The organism is Streptomyces sp. P9-A2, assembly GCF_036634175.1.
Classification (GTDB): Bacteria; Actinomycetota; Actinomycetes; order Streptomycetales; family Streptomycetaceae; genus Streptomyces; species Streptomyces pratens.
In genome coordinates this window covers 2,244,684-2,262,250 of sequence record NZ_JAZIFX010000001.1, presented here as the reverse complement: position 1 = coordinate 2,262,250, position 17,567 = coordinate 2,244,684, and the positions used below count along the sequence as shown (strand labels likewise).

The 17,567-nt window shown below is 73.0% G+C and carries 17 protein-coding genes and 1 tRNA gene; 9 read left to right on the top strand and 9 right to left on the bottom strand.

Annotated elements, in window-relative coordinates; translation table 11 throughout:
• Positions 1-30: 30 nt before the first annotated feature.
• Positions 31-903: a DUF4097 family beta strand repeat-containing protein gene (locus V4Y04_RS10225; RefSeq protein ID WP_332427176.1), complete on the bottom strand. Its 873-nt coding sequence runs from the start codon at positions 901-903 to the stop codon at positions 31-33.
• Positions 904-1,152: 249 nt separating this feature from the next.
• Here V4Y04_RS10225 and V4Y04_RS10220 point away from each other — a divergent pair.
• Positions 1,153-1,224: transfer RNA gene (locus tag V4Y04_RS10220), tRNA-Val, on the top strand.
• A 98-nt stretch (positions 1,225-1,322) separates the two neighbouring features.
• Here the strand turns inward: V4Y04_RS10220 and V4Y04_RS10215 are convergent.
• Positions 1,323-1,685 carry a hypothetical protein gene (locus V4Y04_RS10215; protein WP_332427175.1) on the bottom strand — a complete coding sequence of 121 codons (363 nt, stop codon included), beginning with the start codon at positions 1,683-1,685 and terminating at the stop codon, positions 1,323-1,325.
• A 138-nt stretch (positions 1,686-1,823) separates the two neighbouring features.
• Between V4Y04_RS10215 and V4Y04_RS10210 the strand changes: the two genes are divergently transcribed.
• The gene (locus V4Y04_RS10210) at positions 1,824-2,069 is read left to right on the top strand and encodes a DUF2277 domain-containing protein (protein WP_332427174.1); all 246 of its coding nucleotides are present in this window, start codon (positions 1,824-1,826) and stop codon (positions 2,067-2,069) included.
• A 129-nt stretch (positions 2,070-2,198) separates the two neighbouring features.
• On the opposite strand, the gene V4Y04_RS10205 is transcribed toward V4Y04_RS10210, so the two are convergent.
• From V4Y04_RS10205 to V4Y04_RS10195, 3 genes are all read right to left on the bottom strand, one after another.
• Positions 2,199-2,801, bottom strand: coding sequence for a DedA family protein (locus tag V4Y04_RS10205; RefSeq protein WP_332427172.1), 603 nt, complete (start codon positions 2,799-2,801; stop codon positions 2,199-2,201).
• A 173-nt stretch (positions 2,802-2,974) separates the two neighbouring features.
• Positions 2,975-4,711, bottom strand: coding sequence for an alkaline phosphatase D family protein (locus V4Y04_RS10200; RefSeq protein WP_332427171.1), 1,737 nt, complete (start codon positions 4,709-4,711; stop codon positions 2,975-2,977).
• A gap of 88 nt (positions 4,712-4,799) precedes the next feature.
• Positions 4,800-5,444, bottom strand: coding sequence for an HNH endonuclease family protein (locus tag V4Y04_RS10195; protein WP_332427169.1), 645 nt, complete (start codon positions 5,442-5,444; stop codon positions 4,800-4,802).
• Positions 5,445-5,995: 551 nt separating this feature from the next.
• Here V4Y04_RS10195 and V4Y04_RS10190 point away from each other — a divergent pair.
• Complete coding sequence (locus V4Y04_RS10190) at positions 5,996-6,577, top strand: TMEM165/GDT1 family protein (protein ID WP_332427168.1); 582 nt, start codon at positions 5,996-5,998, stop codon at positions 6,575-6,577.
• A gap of 287 nt (positions 6,578-6,864) precedes the next feature.
• On the top strand, positions 6,865-7,542 hold the full coding sequence (locus tag V4Y04_RS10185; protein WP_332427167.1) for an HAD-IA family hydrolase: 678 nt from the start codon (positions 6,865-6,867) through the stop codon (positions 7,540-7,542).
• A 51-nt stretch (positions 7,543-7,593) separates the two neighbouring features.
• Here the strand turns inward: V4Y04_RS10185 and V4Y04_RS10180 are convergent, their stop codons facing one another.
• Positions 7,594-9,033: a peptidoglycan-binding protein gene (locus V4Y04_RS10180; protein WP_332427166.1), complete on the bottom strand. Its 1,440-nt coding sequence runs from the start codon at positions 9,031-9,033 to the stop codon at positions 7,594-7,596.
• Between the two features lie 160 nt (positions 9,034-9,193).
• On the opposite strand from V4Y04_RS10180, the gene V4Y04_RS10175 reads away from it, so the two are divergent.
• Positions 9,194-11,356, top strand: coding sequence for an MDR family MFS transporter (locus tag V4Y04_RS10175; RefSeq protein ID WP_332427165.1), 2,163 nt, complete (start codon positions 9,194-9,196; stop codon positions 11,354-11,356).
• A 34-nt stretch (positions 11,357-11,390) separates the two neighbouring features.
• Here V4Y04_RS10175 and V4Y04_RS10170 read toward each other — a convergent pair whose 3' ends face one another.
• Entirely contained in the window at positions 11,391-11,882 is a 492-nt protein-coding gene (locus V4Y04_RS10170) for a GNAT family N-acetyltransferase (protein ID WP_332427163.1), read from the bottom strand.
• Between the two features lie 124 nt (positions 11,883-12,006).
• Here V4Y04_RS10170 and V4Y04_RS10165 point away from each other — a divergent pair, with 124 nt between their 5' ends.
• Entirely contained in the window at positions 12,007-12,681 is a 675-nt protein-coding gene (locus tag V4Y04_RS10165; protein WP_332427161.1) for a hypothetical protein, read from the top strand.
• A 5-nt stretch (positions 12,682-12,686) separates the two neighbouring features.
• Positions 12,687-13,325, top strand: a complete 639-nt coding sequence (locus V4Y04_RS10160; RefSeq protein ID WP_332427159.1) for a hypothetical protein — start codon at positions 12,687-12,689, stop codon at positions 13,323-13,325.
• 48 nt (positions 13,326-13,373) lie between these two features.
• Here the strand turns inward: V4Y04_RS10160 and V4Y04_RS10155 are convergent, their stop codons facing one another.
• Positions 13,374-13,805: a J-domain-containing protein gene (locus tag V4Y04_RS10155; RefSeq protein WP_332427158.1), complete on the bottom strand. Its 432-nt coding sequence runs from the start codon at positions 13,803-13,805 to the stop codon at positions 13,374-13,376.
• 153 nt (positions 13,806-13,958) lie between these two features.
• Between V4Y04_RS10155 and V4Y04_RS10150 the strand changes: the two genes are divergently transcribed.
• Complete coding sequence (locus V4Y04_RS10150; RefSeq protein ID WP_332427157.1) at positions 13,959-14,351, top strand: FHA domain-containing protein; 393 nt, start codon at positions 13,959-13,961, stop codon at positions 14,349-14,351.
• Positions 14,352-14,731: 380 nt separating this feature from the next.
• Positions 14,732-16,849 carry a bifunctional glycosyltransferase 87/phosphatase PAP2 family protein gene (locus V4Y04_RS10145; protein WP_332427156.1) on the top strand — a complete coding sequence of 706 codons (2,118 nt, stop codon included), beginning with the start codon at positions 14,732-14,734 and terminating at the stop codon, positions 16,847-16,849.
• A 131-nt stretch (positions 16,850-16,980) separates the two neighbouring features.
• Here the strand turns inward: V4Y04_RS10145 and V4Y04_RS10140 are convergent, their stop codons facing one another.
• Positions 16,981-17,397, bottom strand: a complete 417-nt coding sequence (locus V4Y04_RS10140; protein ID WP_332427154.1) for a transglycosylase SLT domain-containing protein — start codon at positions 17,395-17,397, stop codon at positions 16,981-16,983.
• Positions 17,398-17,567 lie beyond the last annotated feature (170 nt).

The following is a 17,567-nucleotide window of genomic DNA, read 5'->3' as shown; positions in this document are numbered from 1 at the left end:
CCACCGGTGAGGGGCGAACACACGGGTCGGTCAGTCCGCCGTACGGACCGTGAGGCTCCCGTCGCCGGTACGGACGTCCACCGCATGGGGGCTGGTGTCGTCGCGGGGCACCGACACCTTCTCGGCGCCGTCACCGGTCCCGGACGTCACCCGGTAGGCGGCCCGGGGCAGTTCGACGGTGGTGGAACCGTCGCCGCTGCGGGACTCCACCAGGTCGGGTACGGCGCTCAGCTCCAGACGGATCGAGCCGTCGCCGGTCCGGGCGCGCACCGTGCGGGACGCGACCTCGGCCCGCACCGATCCGTCGCCGGTACGCAGGGTCAGAGGGCCGGCGGTGTCGGTGACGTGTATGGAGCCGTCCCCGGTACGGATGTTCAGCGCGTCGCGGAAACCCCGGGCGCGCACGCTGCCGTCGCCCTCCTCGACCTTCACCGCGACCCCGCGGGGCACCTCGATGCGGTGCTTGGCGGAGCAGTTGGCGACGACGCCGGAGCACGTGACCCGCAGCTTCAGCCGGTCGCCCTCCATCGACCAGGTCACCTTCGGGTCCGTGCCGAGAGCGACGGTCCCCTGGAACCACCGGGTGACCTCGACCTTCCCCGACGGGGTGCGGTCCGCGGCGACGATCTCGAGCGCGGAGTCGTCGGAGTCGACGGTGAGGGTGCTGCCCGGCAGGTCGAAGGACCGGCGGTCGGGGTCGGTGTCGTCCGCGGCCGACGCCCCGCAGGCCGTCAGCCCGCCGACGAGCACCACGGCGGCCCCGCCGAGGGCGACCGCGCGCAGGCGCACGCCACGGGAGGAGCCGGCGGTGGCGCGGGTCGTGCCGGTGGTACCGGTGGTACCGGTGGTACCGGTGGTACCGGTGGTGCTGAACGTGCGGGGCCTGCGGGTCGTGCGGGTCATGACGGTCTCCCCCTGGGACGGACGGTCGCGCTTTCCGGCGCTCTTCGACCGTACGGAGCCGCGCCCCGCCGGGGGATCCGGGCCGCTACCGGATTCGAGGTGGGGTTACCCCCCGGGCGGAACCGGAGAGAATTCCGAGAGAACCCGTAGGGGACCCCGCCCGGACGGACGTGGAAGGACCCGGCAGCCGGGATCGTTCCCCGGGCCATGTAGGCTGTCGAATCGGTCTGGGCGGTGCGCCCGGGTCCCGGGTGCGTAGCTCAGGGGTAGAGCGCCTGCCTTACAAGCAGGATGTCGGCGGTTCGAAACCGTCCGCGCCCACCGCGTCGCGAGCCCATGGTCCACGGTCTGCGGTCTCACGAGAACAGGGTCCCCCGGAGTTCCTCCGGGGGACCCTGTGTCGTTCGTGTCCGGGGCCCCTACGGGGACGGCTCGGTTCCGCCCGGCGGCGGTGCCGCGTGCGTGTGCGTGTGCTTCAGCCGGGAGCGGGCGTGGACGCGGTCGGCACCGGCCAGCTCCGCCCAGTACCGATGGGTGCTGACGAACACCACCAGCTCGTGCTCCCGGCGCCGGAGCTTCTCCACCTCGGCCTGCTCGTCGTCCGTCCAGCCGGGTGAGGCGGGGCGCTCGACCAGGCGCCAGCCGGTGTCGTCGCTGAACCCGTCGAGCGGTTCCACCGACCAGGGGAGCCGCTTCAACAGGACCGACAGTTCGGCCTGGACCTGACGCAACTCCTCCTGACCGGCGAGGAGGTCACTCGGGAAGTCATAGGTCGCAGCCACACGCTAATGATACGCCTGTTCGATTTTGGGGGGCGAGTCAACTCGGGCGTCTCCTCGCCGGGTTCGCCCGATCGGGCGAGCACGGTACGCGGTCGTCCGGTATGGCGGGCAAGGATGTTCCGGGGTGAGACTGGGGGCATGTGCCGGAGCATCAAGACCCTGCGTCCGCCCGCGTTGCCCGAGGAGGCCACCGAAGACGAGATCAGGGCCGCCGCCCTGCAGTACGTGAGGAAGGTGTCCGGCTTCCGGGCGCCGGCCGCCCACAACCGCGAGGCCTTCGACCGGGCCGTGGACGCGATCGCCGAGGCCACGGCCGGGCTGCTGGACGGACTGGAGGTGCGCGGCGCCGGCGCGACCACGACCACGGCGCGGCAGGTGGGGTAGGCGAGGTAGGCGAGGGGCGGGGTGGACGAGAAGACGCGAGGGGCGGGGCGACGGGGCGAGCGGGTGAACGACGTAGTGGGTGAACGACGTAGCGGGTGAAGAGGAGTGGGGCGGGCCCCCGTCACCCCGTCACGACGCCTCCACCGGTACCGGCTGCCTGCGCATCAGGTACGCCGCCCCCGCGCCCGCCCCGAACAGCGCGCCGACCGACACCGCGGTGGCGATCCAGGTCGCGCCCAGCCAGTGGGCGCCGAGGTAGCCGAGGGCCACGCTGTAGGCGGCCCAGGACAGGCCGGCCAGCGCCGACCAGGGCAGGAAGTCGCGGGCCCGGCGGCGGGCGGCGCCCGCGCCGAGCGAGACCAGTGAGCGGCCGGCCGGGGCGAAACGGGCGAGGACGACCAGGCCACCGCCGCCGCGGGCCAGCGCGCCGCCGAGACGTTCCTGCGCACCGGCCAGACGGCGGGAGCGGGCGATCGCCCGGTCCAGGCGGTCGCCGCCGCGCCAGGCGAGACGGTAGGCGACCAGATCGCCCAGGACGGAGGCGGTGGCGGCGCAGAGCGTCAGGACCAGGATGTCGGGCACATCGGTCGCGGTGCCCGCGGCGGCGGCCGTGGCCGCGGCGATCACGAGGACCCCGCTCGGCAGCACCGGCAGGAACACGTCAAGGAGGACCGAGAGGGCCACCACCGCGTAGACCCATGGGCTGCCGATCAGCGACCCGAAACTCTCCACCCGAACTCCCCGTTGCTCCCCCGTCGGCCAGACCGTGCCGCGGTGGCGCGGAGGAGCGGCAGGAATGACCGTTGACAGTCACTGAGAGTACGCCGGGCAGGTGACGGAAAGGTCACGAAGAGTTCGTGCGTACGACGCCGTGCGTATGTGTCGCCCCGCGTTCTCCCCGTGCCTCATCCGCCCAGTTCGGTCTCCGTCACCCTTCTCAGCCGGACCTCCGGTCCCGGGCCCGGCTGCCCCGAGTCCGTCCCCGGCACCGGGCGCTCCGCCGTGTGCGCCTGCTCCAGCCGCAGCACCGAGGAACGCCCGCGCATCGTCAGCGTCATGAGCTGGTTTCCGAACCAAGGCCCGCCGGTCCTGCGCCACTTGACCGGAGGTCGCCCCGAGCGCCCGTGCCGGGCGAAGACCCGGCCGAGGCCGCGGGCGGCGGTGCTCCAGCCGAAGCGGAACCCGAGCCGGATCGACAGGGGAATGGAGTTGTGCACGGGGGAGCAGGTCAGCTGAACCACCCGGGCATCCGGCCCCCGCACCCGTCCCCGTCCGTCTCCGGGCCCGCGCCCCCGGGCCTTCGTGTCCCAGCTCGGCTCCGCGACATACGCGTGATGGACATCACCGGAGAGAACACACACCGTCGCCGGCGCGTCCGGTCCCGTACCGGCCTCGGCGATCACCTCCGCCAGTTCCCCGAAGGACTCCGGGAACGCCGCCCAGTGCTCCAGATCCGCCGCGCGCCGCAGCCACTCCCCGAACCGCGCCCAGCGGGGCCCCTTGTCGCCCCGGGTCAGTACGGAGCTCCACCCCTCGACGTCGTGCACCAGATGCGGCAGCAGCCAGGGCAGGGACGTACCGATGAGGAGATGGTCGTACGCGCCGCGCCCGTCCAGCGCCTGTTCGCGCAGCCAGGCCGCCTCGGCCGGGTCGAGCATCGCACGCGCGCCCTCCGCCAGGACCCGGGCCGCCCGGGTGTCCACCATCAGCAGCCGCACCCGGCCGAAGTCGCGCCGGTAACTCCAGCGCACCGAGGCCGCGTCCGCCTCGGCCTTCGCGGCGAAGGCCCGCAACACGTCCGTGCTGTCGGGGTGTTCCCGCACGGACGCGTACAGCGGGTCCGCCTCCAGCTCGCGCGGGGAGAGGTTGCCGAGATGCTGGTACACCCAGTAGGACATCAGACCGCTGCGCACCCGCTCACCCCACCAGGACGTGGCCCGCATGTCGGCGACCCAGGAGGCGGAGGTGTTCCAGTCGTCGATCACGTCGTGGTCGTCGAAGACCATGCACGTGGGGACGGTCGACAGCAGCCAGCGCACCAGCGGGTCGAGCCAGGACTCGTAGTAGAGGTGGGTGTACTCCTCGTAGTCCGCCACCTGGTCGCCCGGCGGGGCCTCGAGGTCGCGGCGGGCGGCGAGATAGGCACGGGTGGCGTCGGAGACCTCGTCCGCGTACACCTGGTCGCCCAGGAGGAGGAGCACGTCGGGCCGCTCGCCGCCCGGATCGGCGGCGATGCGCGCGGCCAGGCCGTGCAGCGCGTCGGGGCCGACGGGATCGGGCTCGCCGGCCGGCGGGGACGCCCAGCGGCAGGAGCCGAAGGCGACCCGCACCCCGGTGCCGGCCTCCGCGCCGGGCGTGGAGATGACGGAGGGCGGCAGCGACGCGAAGGCCTCGTCCTCGGCCGGCGGCCACACGCGGGCGCGGTCGAGGAACACCTCGTAGGGCGTCGTCGTGCCCGGGGCCAGGCCGGTCACCTCGACGAGCGCGTAGTGGTGTCCCGCGATCAGGAAGGTGCGGGCCGTCCCGCCGGATCCGTCGGCGCAGCGCACCTCGGCGGTGCCCGGCCGGCTCGTCTCGACCCAGACGGTCGCGGACGAACCGTCGATGTACCTCAGCAGCGGTCCGAGGCGCAGTCCGTTCATGGTGGTGCCCCTTCCTCCGTCGCCCCGTACGGTACGGAACGACGGAGGAGTACGGGGGATCTTGAGCCCGTTGCGGTGTACCGCGCCGTCAGCAGCTCGCGAGGTAGCCCTGCAGGGCGGACTTCTCGGCCGAGTCGACCGACAGGCCGTAGTAGTACTTCACCTGCACCCAGGCGCGGACGTAGGTGCAGCGGTAGGCCGTGCGGGACGGCATCCACTCGGCGGGGTCCTTGTCGCCCTTGGACTGGTTGACGTTGTCGGTGACCGCGAGCAGCTGCGGGCGGGTCCGGTCGTTGGCGAAGGACTGGCGCTGGGAGGTGCTCCAGTTCCGGGCGCCGGAGTCCCACGCCTCCGCGAGCGGGATGACGTGGTCGATGTCGACGTCGGAGGCGGCGGACCAGGTGGCGCCGTCGTACGGGGAGTACCAACTGCCGCTGGTGGAGGCGCAGGCGGAGTCGGTGACGACGTTCGTGCCGTCGCGCTTGAGGATCGTCTCGCGGGTGTTGCAGGTGCCGCTGACGGTGATCCAGTGGGGGAAGAGGTCGCGGTTGTAGCCGGTGCGGACCTCGGTGGAGACGGGCAGTGAGGCGAGGTAGGTGCGGGCGGTGGAGGCGCTGACCGGGGTGGGGAGGGCGGCGGAGGCGCTCGGGCCGTTGAGTATCCCGGCGGAGGCTATGAGCGCGGTGAGTGCCGCGATCGTGCCCAGACGTCGACGCGCGTAGAACTTCGGCATGCGAACTCCCTTGTGGGGTGGGGCCGTTGGAGTGCGAGCAAGGGGAATGCTGGCCTTGCGGCGTTACGGGGAGGGGTGGGTCCGGTGAGAAGTTAATGACGTGTGCATGGCGTGTCTAGGTGTGCGGTGGTGTCGATGTGGTGCGGATGCCGTGCGGGCGTGACGTTTCCGCGGGAGTCCCGCCTCTACGGGCGGGGTGTCGAGGGGTGTGCGGGGGTGCGCGGGAGGGCGGGTGCGACTGCCCGGCAGCCGCTCGGGAGGGCCCTTGGGCGGGCGCTCAGGAGAGTGCTCGGGAGGGCGCTCGGGCCGGCCTCGCGTACGATGGACGGCGCAGAGGGGGAGTAGCCCTTCGCCGGACCGTCGACATACTGCTCAGCCCGTCTGAGCCGGCGCCCGGAGGCAGGCCCCGTACAGGGGTCGGCCGGCGAGACCTTCGGCAAGCAGTGCACGCCCGTGCCCCTCGGCGCGGGTGCCATGTGCGCTGCCGTGCCGAGGCGTCCCGTGGATACACACAGACTCTCGGTGGGGCAGCCCCGACCGATCGAGGAACCTTGATCAACCTGACCGTGACGGCCGTCGTGTTCGGCGTCGTCTTCCTCGCCGAGCTGCCGGACAAGACCGCGCTCGCCGGCCTCGTCCTCGGCACCCGCTACCGGGCCTCCTACGTCTTCGCCGGTGTCGCCGCCGCCTTCGCCGTGCACGTCGCGCTCGCGGTGGCGGCGGGCAGCGTGCTCACCCTGCTGCCGCAGCAGCTCGTGAGTGCGATCACGGGCGTGCTCTTCCTGGGCGGCGCGGCGGTGCTGCTGTTCAGGAAGGACGACGACGAGGAGGAGATCCGCAAGCCGGAGAACCAGTCCTTCTGGAAGGTGTCCGGGGCGGGCTTCATGCTGATCCTGGTCGCCGAGTTCGGCGATCTCACCCAGATCATGACGGCCAACCTCGCCGCCCGTTACGACGACCCGCTCTCCGTCGGCCTGGGTGCGGTGCTGGCGCTGTGGGCGGTGGCCGGGCTGGGCATCGTCGGCGGAAAGGCCCTGATGAAGCGGGTGCCGCTCAAGCTGATCACCCGGATCGCGGCGCTGCTGATGCTGGGGCTCGGGGTGTGGAGCCTGTGGGAGGCGGTGACCGGCTGAGCGGGGCGGACCGGGCCGGCGGGTCGGGGCGGGCGGCGCGAAGGGATCGGTCGGCCGGTTCCGCCGACGGCTGCGCGGGGGTGACGGCGCGGCCGGCGATCCGTGAAAGGTCGGCGGGGGTGCTGGCGGGATGCCGGACTTGTTTTGTATCGTGGATGAACAAAGTGGCTCCCGCCCGTTTCCCCTGACCGGCGGGCGGGGCCGCCTTGTCCCCCTCCCCGGGAACCGCACCGGGCCCGCACCCGGGTCCTGCGCCCGGGCCCCGCCTCCGCGCTTTGGAGTTGCCGATGACGGCCACCGCCGTACTCACCGCCCGCGCCCTCCTGCTGGACATGGACGGCACCCTCGTCAACTCGGACGCCTCGGTCGAGCGCGTCTGGCGGCGCTGGGCCGAGCGGCACGGGCTCGACGGCGACGAGGTCATGAAGGTCGTGCACGGCCGCCAGGGCTACGCCTCGATGGCGCTGCTGCTGCCGGACCGGCCGATGGAGCAGAACCACGCCGACAACACGCGCATGCTCGCCGAGGAGACCTCGGACACCGAGGGCGTCGTCGAGATACCGGGCGCCCGCGCGTTCCTCGCCTCGCTCGACGGCCTCCCGCACGCCCTGGTGACCTCCGCCGACGTCGCCCTGTCCACGGCACGGATGGCTGCCGCCGGACTGGAGCGGCCCGAGGTGCGGGTGACCGCAGAGTCGGTCGGCGCGAGCAAGCCCGACCCCGAGGGCTTCCTCAAGGGCGCGGCGGAACTGGGCGTCGCCCCGGCCGACTGCGTGGTCTTCGAGGACTCCGGGGCGGGGATCGCCGCGGGACGCGCGGCCGGCATGAAGGTCGTCGGCATCGGCCCGCGCGCCGGATTCCACGACCCGGACGTGGTCGTACGCGACCTGACCCAGGTACGGGTGGAGCGCGGCGCGGACGGGACGATCCTGCTGCACATCACGGACGCCGGGCACGCGGGCTGACGTCGCCCGCCGCCGCGCGGCGGCGAGGCCGGCGCGGCGCGTTCCGTCGCCTCAGCGGTTGTTCGTCTCCGCCTCCAGACGGCTCCGGGTCTCCGGTCCGTACACCCCCAGCTCGTCGCCGCGGATGCCCCGCGACCACTGGTAGGCGCGGACGGCGTCCTCCGTACGGTGATTGAACCGGCCGTGGGCCGAGTCGTTGTACAGGTACACCTTGCTCAGGCGCTGCTGGAGGTCGGAGACCTCCGGACCCCGGTCGCCGCGCCTCAGCGTGGCACCGGTGACGTTGCCGTCGTCCGCCTCCTCCGTCTCCTCGGGGGCGGCGGCCGGGGCGGTCGTCGTCGGGGCCGCGGAGGACTCCGCCGCGTTCGACGGGGTCGCCGAAGCCCCCTCCTCCGCTTCGTCCTCCGGCTCCGGCTCCGACTCCGAGGCCGACGGCGACGCCGACGGGCTCGCGCTCCCGGACGGAGTGGCCGAGGCCGACACCGGGGCGGACGCCTCCGGTGAGCCGGACGCGCTCGTGGCCGGCGCCACCAGGGGCGCGTCGGACGGCGCGTCCGGCACGCTCGCCCGTACGTCCTTCGGCAGCGCGCCGTCCCGCGACGGCGTCTCGTAGGCGAACAGCCCGCCCGCCCATCCGGCGGCCCCGACCACCGCCACGACGGCTCCGGCGGCCACGAGCAGCGTGGCGCGGCGACGGCTGCGGCCGGCGGAGGGAGCGGGCCCGCCGACGTCCGGGACCGGGCCCGTGCGCGGCCCCGCCGCGACGGACACCGCCCTGAGCGGGCGCGTGGAGTCGAACAGGTTCAGGTCGGTGGCACTCGGCTCGCTCATGGGCGGCGCCAGAGGCGCGGCGAGGTGTGAGGGCTGAGGGGCCGTCGCCGGGGTGGTCGAGGGGAGGACGGACGTCGCGTCCGGGTCCTCCGGAGCCCCTGGAGCCCCAAGGGCTCCGAAAGTGACGGGAGCACCCGGGGCCCCGGGTGCGGTGAGCGCGTCCGGGGTGATGGTGCGCAGTTGCATGGTCGCGTCGGCCGGCTGCGGTGCGCCGGGCGTCGCCTGCCCGGCCTGCTGGGTCTGCGAGGGCTGCTCGTTTCGCGGGATCTGCTCGTTCCGCGCCGCGGGCCCGCCGTGAGCCGCCGGTGTGTCCTGCCGGCTCGCGTCGGGCGGGGCGGGGGACTCTTCCGCCTTCTGCCCGGCCTGCCCGGCCTGTTCGATCCGGTCGGCTCCCTGTCCGGCTTCAGGCTCCGGGGGGCGGCCGCCGCTGTTCGGCGTACCCGGTGCGACCACCGCGGCCGCTGCGGCCGTCGTGTCGTCGTTGAGTTCGACGTACGGGCGGATGCGGAGCGGAGTGAAGTCCTCGGCCTCTGCCACCTGCGCCGTACGGGCGTCGCGGAGGGTGCCGGACGCGCGCGGAGTGCAGGCGCAGGAAGGGGTGTTGTCCCTGTTCCCGGACGCACCGCATTCCGGACACGGGGTGCCCGTCGAATCGTCCACGTGTACTCCCTCCCCTCGCGATCTCCAGAGATTATGCAGATCTTCTCCACACGCCGACGCACACGCCCCCGGAATACGGTCTTCCGGATGGGCTCGACAGGCCATAACCGGTCATACCGATCACGATGGACCGTGGAAACGAGAACCTGTGGAGGTGGTCATGTCCGGGGACGCGCACGGCAGGGCGGAGAGGGCGGGCAGCGCGCGGCCCTCGCCCGGTGCCGGTTCCGGACCGCCGGCCCCCGATGCCGCTCCGGGTGGCCCGGGTGGTCCGGGTGGTGTCGGCGGCCCTCACGAGCAGGTGCCCCGCAACGTCGTCGTCTCGATGAGCGCCCTGCTCCTCGGCCTGCTGCTCGCCGCCCTCGACCAGACCATCGTGGCCACCGCGCTGCCCACCATCGTCAGTGAACTGGGCGGCCTGGAGCATCTGTCCTGGGTGGTCACCGCGTATCTGCTGGCCTCGACCGCCGCGACCCCGCTGTGGGGCAAGCTCGGCGACCAGTACGGCCGCAAGCGGCTGTTCCAGGGCGCCATCGTCATCTTCCTGGTGGGGTCCGCGCTGTGCGGCGTGGCGCAGGACATGGCCCAGCTGATCGGTTTCCGCGCGCTGCAGGGGCTGGGCGGCGGCGGACTGATCGTGCTGTCCATGGCGATCGTCGGCGACCTCGTGCCACCCCGTGAACGGGGCAAGTACCAGGGCATGTTCGGTGCCGTCTTCGGCACGACGAGCGTCCTCGGGCCGCTGCTCGGCGGACTGTTCACCGAGCACCTGAGCTGGCGCTGGGTGTTCTACATCAACCTGCCCCTCGGGATCGTCGCCCTCACCGTCATCGCGACGGTGCTGCACATCCCGCGCAGGTCGACCCGGCACGTCATCGACTACCTCGGCACCTTCCTCATCGCCTCCCTCGCGACCTGTCTGGTCCTGGTCGCCTCCCTCGGGGGCACCACCTGGGCCTGGGGCTCATCGCAGATCATCGGCCTCTCGGTGCTGGGCGCCGTCCTCACCGTCGCGTTCGTGGCCGTGGAACGCCGGGCCGTCGAACCGGTGCTGCCGCTGGGGCTGTTCCGGATCCGCACCTTCGCGCTCACCGCCGTGATCAGCTTCATCGTCGGCTTCGCCATGTTCGGCACGAACGTCTACCTGCCGACGTTCCTCCAAGTGGTCCAAGGCGTCAGCCCGACCATGTCCGGTGTGCACATGCTGCCGATGGTGGCCGGAACGCTGCTGGCCTCGACCGCCTCCGGACAGATCGTCAGCCGTACCGGCCGCTGGAAGGTGTTCCCGATCGCGGGCACCGGTCTCATCAGCATCGGCCTGCTGCTGCTCCACCGGCTCGACGAGAACAGCCCCACCCTCGTGATGAGCGCCTTCTTCTTCGTCTTCGGCCTGGGGCTCGGCCTGGTGATCCAGGTCCTGGTACTGATCGTGCAGAACGCCGTCTCCTACCAGGACCTCGGCGTCGCCACCTCCGGCGTGACCTTCTTCCGCTCCATCGGAGCCTCCTTCGGCGTAGCCGTCTTCGGCATGATCTTCACGAACGGCCTCGACGACAAACTCGCCGCCGCCTTCCGCGGTGCCCGGCTCCCGCCCGGCGTCTCCCCCGACGCGCTGGAGGCCGACCCGCGCGGCATCCAGGGCCTGCCGGCCGCCCTGCGCCCGGAGGTCGTCCACGCGTACGCCTCCGCCATCACCGACGTGTTCCTGTACGCCGTTCCCCTCGCCCTCGTCGGGTTCGTCCTCGCCTGGTTCCTCAAGGAGGACAAGCTGCGTGCCTCGGTCACCGCGCCCGACGGCACCGAGACACTGGCCGCCAACCCGGTGGAGCGGTCGTCGTACGACGAGGTGTGCCGCGCGCTGTCCCTGCTCGGCACCCGCGAGGGCCGGCGCGACGTCTACCGGAAGACCACCACCCGCGCGGGCTACGACCTGCTGCCCGCGACGAGCTGGCTGCTGCTGCGGATCAGGAGGCACGGCTCGGTGGAACCGGCCCTGCTCGCCGAGCGCAGCACCGTTCCGCTCGATGTCGTCATGGAGGCCGCCCGCCAGGCCGAGGTGCGGCACCTCGCCCGGCGCGAGGGCCTCGGTCTCGTCCTGACCGACGACGGGTTCGAGGCCGCCGAGCGGCTGGCGCGGGCCCGGGAGGAGTCCCTGGCCGAGCTGCTCGGCGACTGGTGGGGGCCGGACCGGCCCACCGATCTGGTGCAGCTGGTGCACGAACTGTCGGGGGAGCTGGGCGGATCGAGCGGGGAACGCCCGCACGACGGCGCCGGACGTCCGAGGGGTGCGCGCGGCGGCCGCCCGGGCGCGCCGGTCGGCTGAGCCCGCCCGGAGTTCACCCGAGCCCGCCCGGAGTTCACCCGAGCCGCTTGGTGAACCAGTGCTCGGCGAACGGTTCGCTGTTGTGCGGTTCCGTCTCGGTGAAGCCGAGCCGCGCGTACAGGGCACGGGCCTCCACCAGGTCGCCGCGCGTGTCCAGGATCAGCCGGGCGGCCCCCGACGCGCGGGCCGCGTCCTCGGCGGCGCGCACCAGGAGCGCCGCACCGCCCCTGCCCCGCATCCCCGGGTGCAGGAAGACCCGGGTGAGTTCGGCGGTCGTACCGGCCGACAGCCGGATCCCCACACTGCCCGCCGCCTCGCCCCCGTACCGCGCGACCAGCAGACGCCCGCGCGGCGGCACGAGGTCGGCGCCCGACTCCGCGGCGATCTCCCGCTCCAGCTCCTGCGGATCGGTCCGGCGTCCCTCGTGCAGCAGGTACCAGCGGTCGCTGAGCTCCGTGTAGTACGCCCGCCAGAGCGCGGTGGCGACGGGGGAACCGGGGAGTTCGGGGTGGACGGTCCATGTCATGTCCGCATTCTGCGTATGTCTCTCCCCGAGCGCGCAACTCTGTTTGCGGGCGGTTCTTCGGGCAACCCGAACGGAGAACCGGCGTGTGAGGAAAGCCGGTTGGCCGACGAACCGGAAGGCATCCATGTCCACTGGCCTGATCATTGCCTTGATCCTGATCGTGGCGGTCGTTGTCATCGCGGCGGCCGTACTGACCCTGCGCGCCCGTGGGCCACGCCACGGCGCGCACCTGAAGCGGCGCTTCGGACCCGAGTACGACCGGGCCGTCACCCGGCACGACGGGGACACGGAGGCCGCCGAACGCGAACTGGCCCAGCGCGTGAAGCTTCACGGCGACCTGCGGGCACGCCCGCTGGGGACCGCCGAACGGGAGAGGTACGAGGCGGGCTGGACGGCCGCGCAGGAGCGGTTCGTCGACTCGCCGCGGGAGGCCGTCGCCGAGGCGGACCGGCTGCTCGCCGACCTCGCCGCCGCCCGGGGCTACCCCGACGGCGGCCAGTACGAGGAGCAGCTCGCCGCCCTGTCCGTGCACCACGCCCACCACGTCGACGGCTACCGCCGGGTGCACCGGGTCGCGCAGGCCCGCGTGAACGGCGGGCACGAGGGCGGCGCGGGCACCGAGGAGATGCGCGAGGCCATGATCGAGGCCCGCGCCCTCTTCGACGACCTGGTGCGGCCGTCCCGTCACGACGGCGAGGACCACCGCGGCGACCCGGAGGGCCACCGCGCGAAGACGGCCGAACGCGGCCGCACCCACACGCCCTCACTGCTCCACCGGCGACAGGCGAAGGAGAGCTGACCGAGATGACCGACACGACACGGCGCCCCGGCGACGAACCGCTGACCGAGGCGCCCCGCACCACCACCCGCACGACCGTCCCCGGGACCCACGGGGGTGCCGGCGAGGACGCCCGCCAGGACCTCCACGGCGACCTCCACGGTGACCCCCGCCGGGACGCCTACGAAAAGGGCGCCCGACCCGGCGCACCGGACCTCCGCGAGGACACCGGCACAGTGCCGCCCGTCCGCGACGGCGTGGGCCCTTCGGCCGCCGGCCGCCCGCGGACCGGCGGCACGCCGGACACGTACACGTCCCCGGACGAGCGCCGCGACCGCCACGGCGGTGACCACGCCCTCGACGAGGCGCACGGTCCCCGTCTGCTCCCGCACGACGACGGCGACAAGCTCACCGCGCGGTTGCAGCACGCCGTGGCCGGTTTCGTGGACACCCCGAGGGACTCCGTCGCGGAGGCCGATCGCGTGCTGGAGGAACTCGCCGCCCGCTTCACGGACGCGGTGACCGAGCGGCGCCGTACCCTGCGCCGGTCCTGGCAGACCGAGGACGTCGGCGAGGGCCCGAACGCCGCCGAGACCGGCACCGAGCAACTGCGCCTGGCCCTGCGGGACTACCGCGAACTGGCGGAACGGCTCCTGCACGCCTGACCGGGGCCTGGCCCGGGACTGAGCCCGGGACCGAGCCCGGGGCCGCCGTCAGGCGTCCCCGGGCTCCGGCCCGTCCGCCCCCGCCCGGCGCTCCCGCCACTGCCGTACGACGTCCTCGACGTCGTACGGCTTCTTGCCCAGTGGGGGGCCGGGCGGCGGCTTGTACATCATGTCGCGGATCCTGACGTTGATCTCCGTGAGGATCCTCCGGACGATCCGCTCCGAGGGGGCCGCGTAGGCCGCCTCCAGGGCGTCCTCGGCCTCCTTGCGCAGGGCGAGCGTCGGCGGCAGCACCGAGTAGCCCTCGCGGGCCAGCTTCCGCTTGACCCACCACATCTCGTCGTACGGGGACTCCAGGTCGCGCGGAAGGGGTTTTCCCGCTCCCGGCAGCCGCGCGAAGTCCCCGCGCGCCTCGGCGTCACGGATCTGCCGGTCCACCCACGTTTCGAAGGACACGTCCGGAGGCTTTCGCTCGGTCATGAGGCAATTGTGCCCACCGGACGGACGGACGGGAGGGAGCCGGGCGTTTTATCATTCGGCGACAGCGAGCCGTTCCGGCCGCCGCACCAGGCCGTCGTGGCCGCCGTCGGGCCGGTCCGGCCGGTCCGCCAGAACGTCTCAGGAGGAGCACACGTGCTCGAACTCACCATGGCCACCGTGTCGTCGGCGGAATCGGGGGCCACGGCCGGCATGCTCATGGCCGATGCGCCGACCGAGCCCGGCGCCGTGCTGCGGGTGGGCCGGGACAGGTCGGTGTGCCGGCTCTCCACACCGGACGACTGGCTGTTCGTGTCCAGGGTCCACCTGGAGTTCCAGTGCGCCCAGGACGGCACCTGGTACCTGAGCTGGCTGCGCGGTTCACTCCCCGAGCCGTCCTCCGAGGTCCGGCTGACCATCGGCGACCAGGCCCACCCGGTCGCCTACGGCGGCAGCGTCGCCCTGCCCCGGGGCGGCAACGGCGAGGTCGTCATCCTGGACCGCTCGGCCCCGCGCAGCGTCAACGTGGGTTTCTACCACGAAGTGTGAGGCGGAAAGCCGCTGCCGCAAGGACACCCCGGCTCGCCCCGGCACCCGCGCCGGGGCGAAACCGTCGTACCCCTCGCCGCCGGCCCGCCCGGACCCCCGTCCCGCGCGGGGGAGCTTCAGGGCCTGCTCCAGGCGGTGCCGGGCGCCCCGCACCCGGGCGTCCCGGGTCTCCCGGGTGATCCCTCCCGCGTCCCGGCGGGCGACCCGCCCGCGCGTCCATCGCCATCCCGGCCAAAGCGGGACCAAAGTGGAGCGGACGTCAGGTGAACCGGGGGTTGCCTGCGTCTCTTCCGGGGGGCGGCGCGCGCCTCGTAGGGTTCGCGGAGGGACCCCCGCGCGGCGGGACGCAAGGGGGCAACGGGGCGGGAGGCCGACAAGGCGTGACAAACGCGGAACACAGGGCGCGACCGGCGGAGGTTTTCCAGGCCGCGGCCGTCGGAGACACCGGATCACGCCTGCACACGGTGCGGCTCGGGCTGTGGCTGCTCGCCGCCGTCCTCGCCGTACGCCAGGTCGCGGCCGTCCTGACCACCCCGCGCGGGGAGCGGCTCACGGACCTCGAGACCTGGTTCGGACACGACGGCGTGCTGCAGGTCAGCGGCTCGCTCTACGCGTCGACCCGCTTCACCGGCACGCCGTTCGGCGGGCTCGTCCTCAAACCCCTCACCCGATCGGCTGAACAGGCGCTCGGCTGGGGCTGGACCTTCGGCACACTGCTGCTGGTCGTCGCGCTCGGCCTGATCGCCGCCCGCGCCCTGCCCCAGCCGATCGGACGCCGCACCGCGCCGCTGGCCGCACCGGTCGCGATCAGCCTGTTCATGCTGTCCCTGCCCGTGCGCAACACCCTGTGGCTCGGACAGACCAGCATCATCCCGGTCCTCCTCGTCCTGCTGGGCTGCTTCGTCGCCCGCGGGCAGCGGGCCGGCGGCATCCTGATCGGTGTCGCCGCCGCCCTCCAGCCGGCCCTGCTGATCTTCGCCCCCCTCCTCTGGTTCACCGGCCGCCGCCGGGCCGCCGCCGCGTCCGGCATCACCTTCGCCACGGGCACCGCGCTCGCCTGGGCCGTGATGCCCCAGGACTCGCACACCTACTGGGTGCACCACATGGCGGGCGCCGGACTCGGCGGCCGGGCCGACGACCCCGCAAACCAGTCCCTGCACGGCGCCCTGCTCCGCCTGGGAGCAGAGGGCCCCCTGGAGATCGGTCTCTTCCTGCTGATCGGCGCGGCCGTCGTCGCCCTCGGCCTGCGCCGCGCGGTGCGCTACGCCCACGACGGCCAGCTGCTGCTCGCCGTCGCGATCACCGGCTGCGCCGCCATCGTCGTCTCCCCGGCCGCGTGGCAGCACCAGCTGCTGTGGGTGCTGCTCACCCTCGTCGGCGTGGCCGGCAGACGCGCCTCCGACCGGCCGGTGTGGCCCGTCGCCGTCGTCCTGGTGATGACCCTGCCGGCCCAGATGATCCTGCCCGAGATGCCGTTCCTGTACCCCGTCCGCGACAACATCGTCCTGCTCGCCGCCCTCGCCGCCGCCACGGCGGTCCCGTTCCTCTCGCGCACCTCGCCGTACTTCCGCACGCCCGTCCCGACCCGGTACGCCGAACCCGTCCCCACCCGCTTCAAGCACGTCCCGCTGCTGCCGTTCCTGCGCCGGGTCCTGACCCGTCCCAACCTGCTGCTGGAACTGCTGCTGATCCGCGTCACCTACGCCGCGTACTCCAAGGTGCGGCTGGCGGCCACCGGTGGCAGGGAGCGGGCGGAGGAGCACGCCCACCAGATCCTCGACCTCGAGCGTCTGCTCCACCTGGACATCGAGTACGCGGTCAACCACGCGGTCGTGGGGATCGGCCGGCTGCGGAACTTCTTCGACTTCTACTACACGTCGTTCCACTTCGCCGTCCCGCTCACGGTCCTCGGCCTGCTGTACTGGCGGCGCCCCGTCGACTACCGCTGGGCGCGCGCGAGCCTCGGCTTCACCACGCTGCTGGCGCTGGTCGGCTTCTGGCTCTACCCGCTGGCCCCGCCGCGCCTGATGCCGGACCTGGGGATCATCGACACGGTGAACGGCGTGCAGGACTTCTCCAAGCCGGACTACGGCACCCTCACCGCCCTCACCAACCAGTACGCGGCGATGCCGTCCCTGCACTTCGGCTGGTCCCTGTGGTGCGGCCTGGCCATCGCGATCATCGCGCCCAGGATGTGGATGAAGGCGCTCGGCCTGCTCCACCCCCTGTTCACCGTCACCGCGATCGTCGCCACCGGCAACCACTGGGTGCTGGACGCGGTGGGCGGAGCCCTCGTCGTCGCGGCCGGTTTCGGCCTGACATATTTCCTCCAGGGCCCGCGGGCCCGCACGGCGGCGACCACCGCGGTCACCGGCACCGGCACCGGCACCGGCACCGGCACCGACACCGGTCCGGGGCCGGAGGCCGCGGAGACGAAGCCGCCGGGCCCTTTCCCCGTGCAGGAGAAACCCGCACAGGAGGAGCCTGCCCGGAAGTAGTTTCCTGCGTGGTCCCCCTGCCGCCGCAGTGGTCCGCGAGGGCCCGCCGGGCACGGCGAAAGCGGCGGCCCAGGGGATCAGGGGCCGCCGCTTTCGGTATGCGGGGTGGTGCGGGGCTGGTGCCGGGTCGGTCAGTACCAGTTGTTGGCCTGCCAGAAGTCCCAGGCGGCGCACGGGCTGCCGTAGCGCTCGTTCATGTAGCCGATGCCCCACGAGATCTGGGTGGCGGGGTTGGTCTTCCAGTCCGAGCCGGCCGAGGCCATCTTCGAGGCGGGCAGGGCCTGGACCAGGCCGTAGGCGCCGCTGGAGGCGTTGGTGGCGGTGTGGTTCCAGCCGCTCTCGTGCTGGACGATGTTCGAGAAGCACTGGTACTGCGCGGAGTCACCGATCATCGACTGCGCGGTCGCCTGGGCCGAGCCCGTGGCCGTGGTGGCGGCCTGCGCGGGGGTGGCGGCGATCAGCGCGCCGCAGGTGGCGGCGGTGAGGGCGGCACCGGCGAGGGCCTTCTTCGGGGTGGCGACGGTGCGGAGGATGGAAACGGCGGACATATAGAAACCTTTTCTTCGGCGGCAGGACGGTCGTCGTAGCTCCGGCCCCCGGAACACCTGGTGGTGCGTGGGGGTGGGGCGTACGTCGGCGCCGCGGCCCGGGTGGGGCACGTCGGCGCCTGGCGACTGCTCCACAGAAACAGTTTTCGGGGTTTGTCCGCAAAGGTCCC

Coding starts and splice junctions, on each gene's coding strand:
- V4Y04_RS10225 (WP_332427176.1), bottom strand. CDS start 903: ATGACCCGCACGACCCGCAGGCCCCGCACGTTCAGCACCACCGGTACC.
- V4Y04_RS10210 (WP_332427174.1), top strand. CDS start 1,824: ATGTGCCGGAGCATCAAGACCCTGCGTCCGCCCGCGTTGCCCGAGGAG.
- V4Y04_RS10200 (WP_332427171.1), bottom strand. CDS start 4,711: ATGAACGGACTGCGCCTCGGACCGCTGCTGAGGTACATCGACGGTTCG.
- V4Y04_RS10195 (WP_332427169.1), bottom strand. CDS start 5,444: ATGCCGAAGTTCTACGCGCGTCGACGTCTGGGCACGATCGCGGCACTC.
- V4Y04_RS10185 (WP_332427167.1), top strand. CDS start 6,865: ATGACGGCCACCGCCGTACTCACCGCCCGCGCCCTCCTGCTGGACATG.
- V4Y04_RS10175 (WP_332427165.1), top strand. CDS start 9,194: ATGTCCGGGGACGCGCACGGCAGGGCGGAGAGGGCGGGCAGCGCGCGG.
- V4Y04_RS10170 (WP_332427163.1), bottom strand. CDS start 11,882: ATGACATGGACCGTCCACCCCGAACTCCCCGGTTCCCCCGTCGCCACC.
- V4Y04_RS10165 (WP_332427161.1), top strand. CDS start 12,007: ATGTCCACTGGCCTGATCATTGCCTTGATCCTGATCGTGGCGGTCGTT.
- V4Y04_RS10160 (WP_332427159.1), top strand. CDS start 12,687: ATGACCGACACGACACGGCGCCCCGGCGACGAACCGCTGACCGAGGCG.
- V4Y04_RS10155 (WP_332427158.1), bottom strand. CDS start 13,805: ATGACCGAGCGAAAGCCTCCGGACGTGTCCTTCGAAACGTGGGTGGAC.
- V4Y04_RS10140 (WP_332427154.1), bottom strand. CDS start 17,397: ATGTCCGCCGTTTCCATCCTCCGCACCGTCGCCACCCCGAAGAAGGCC.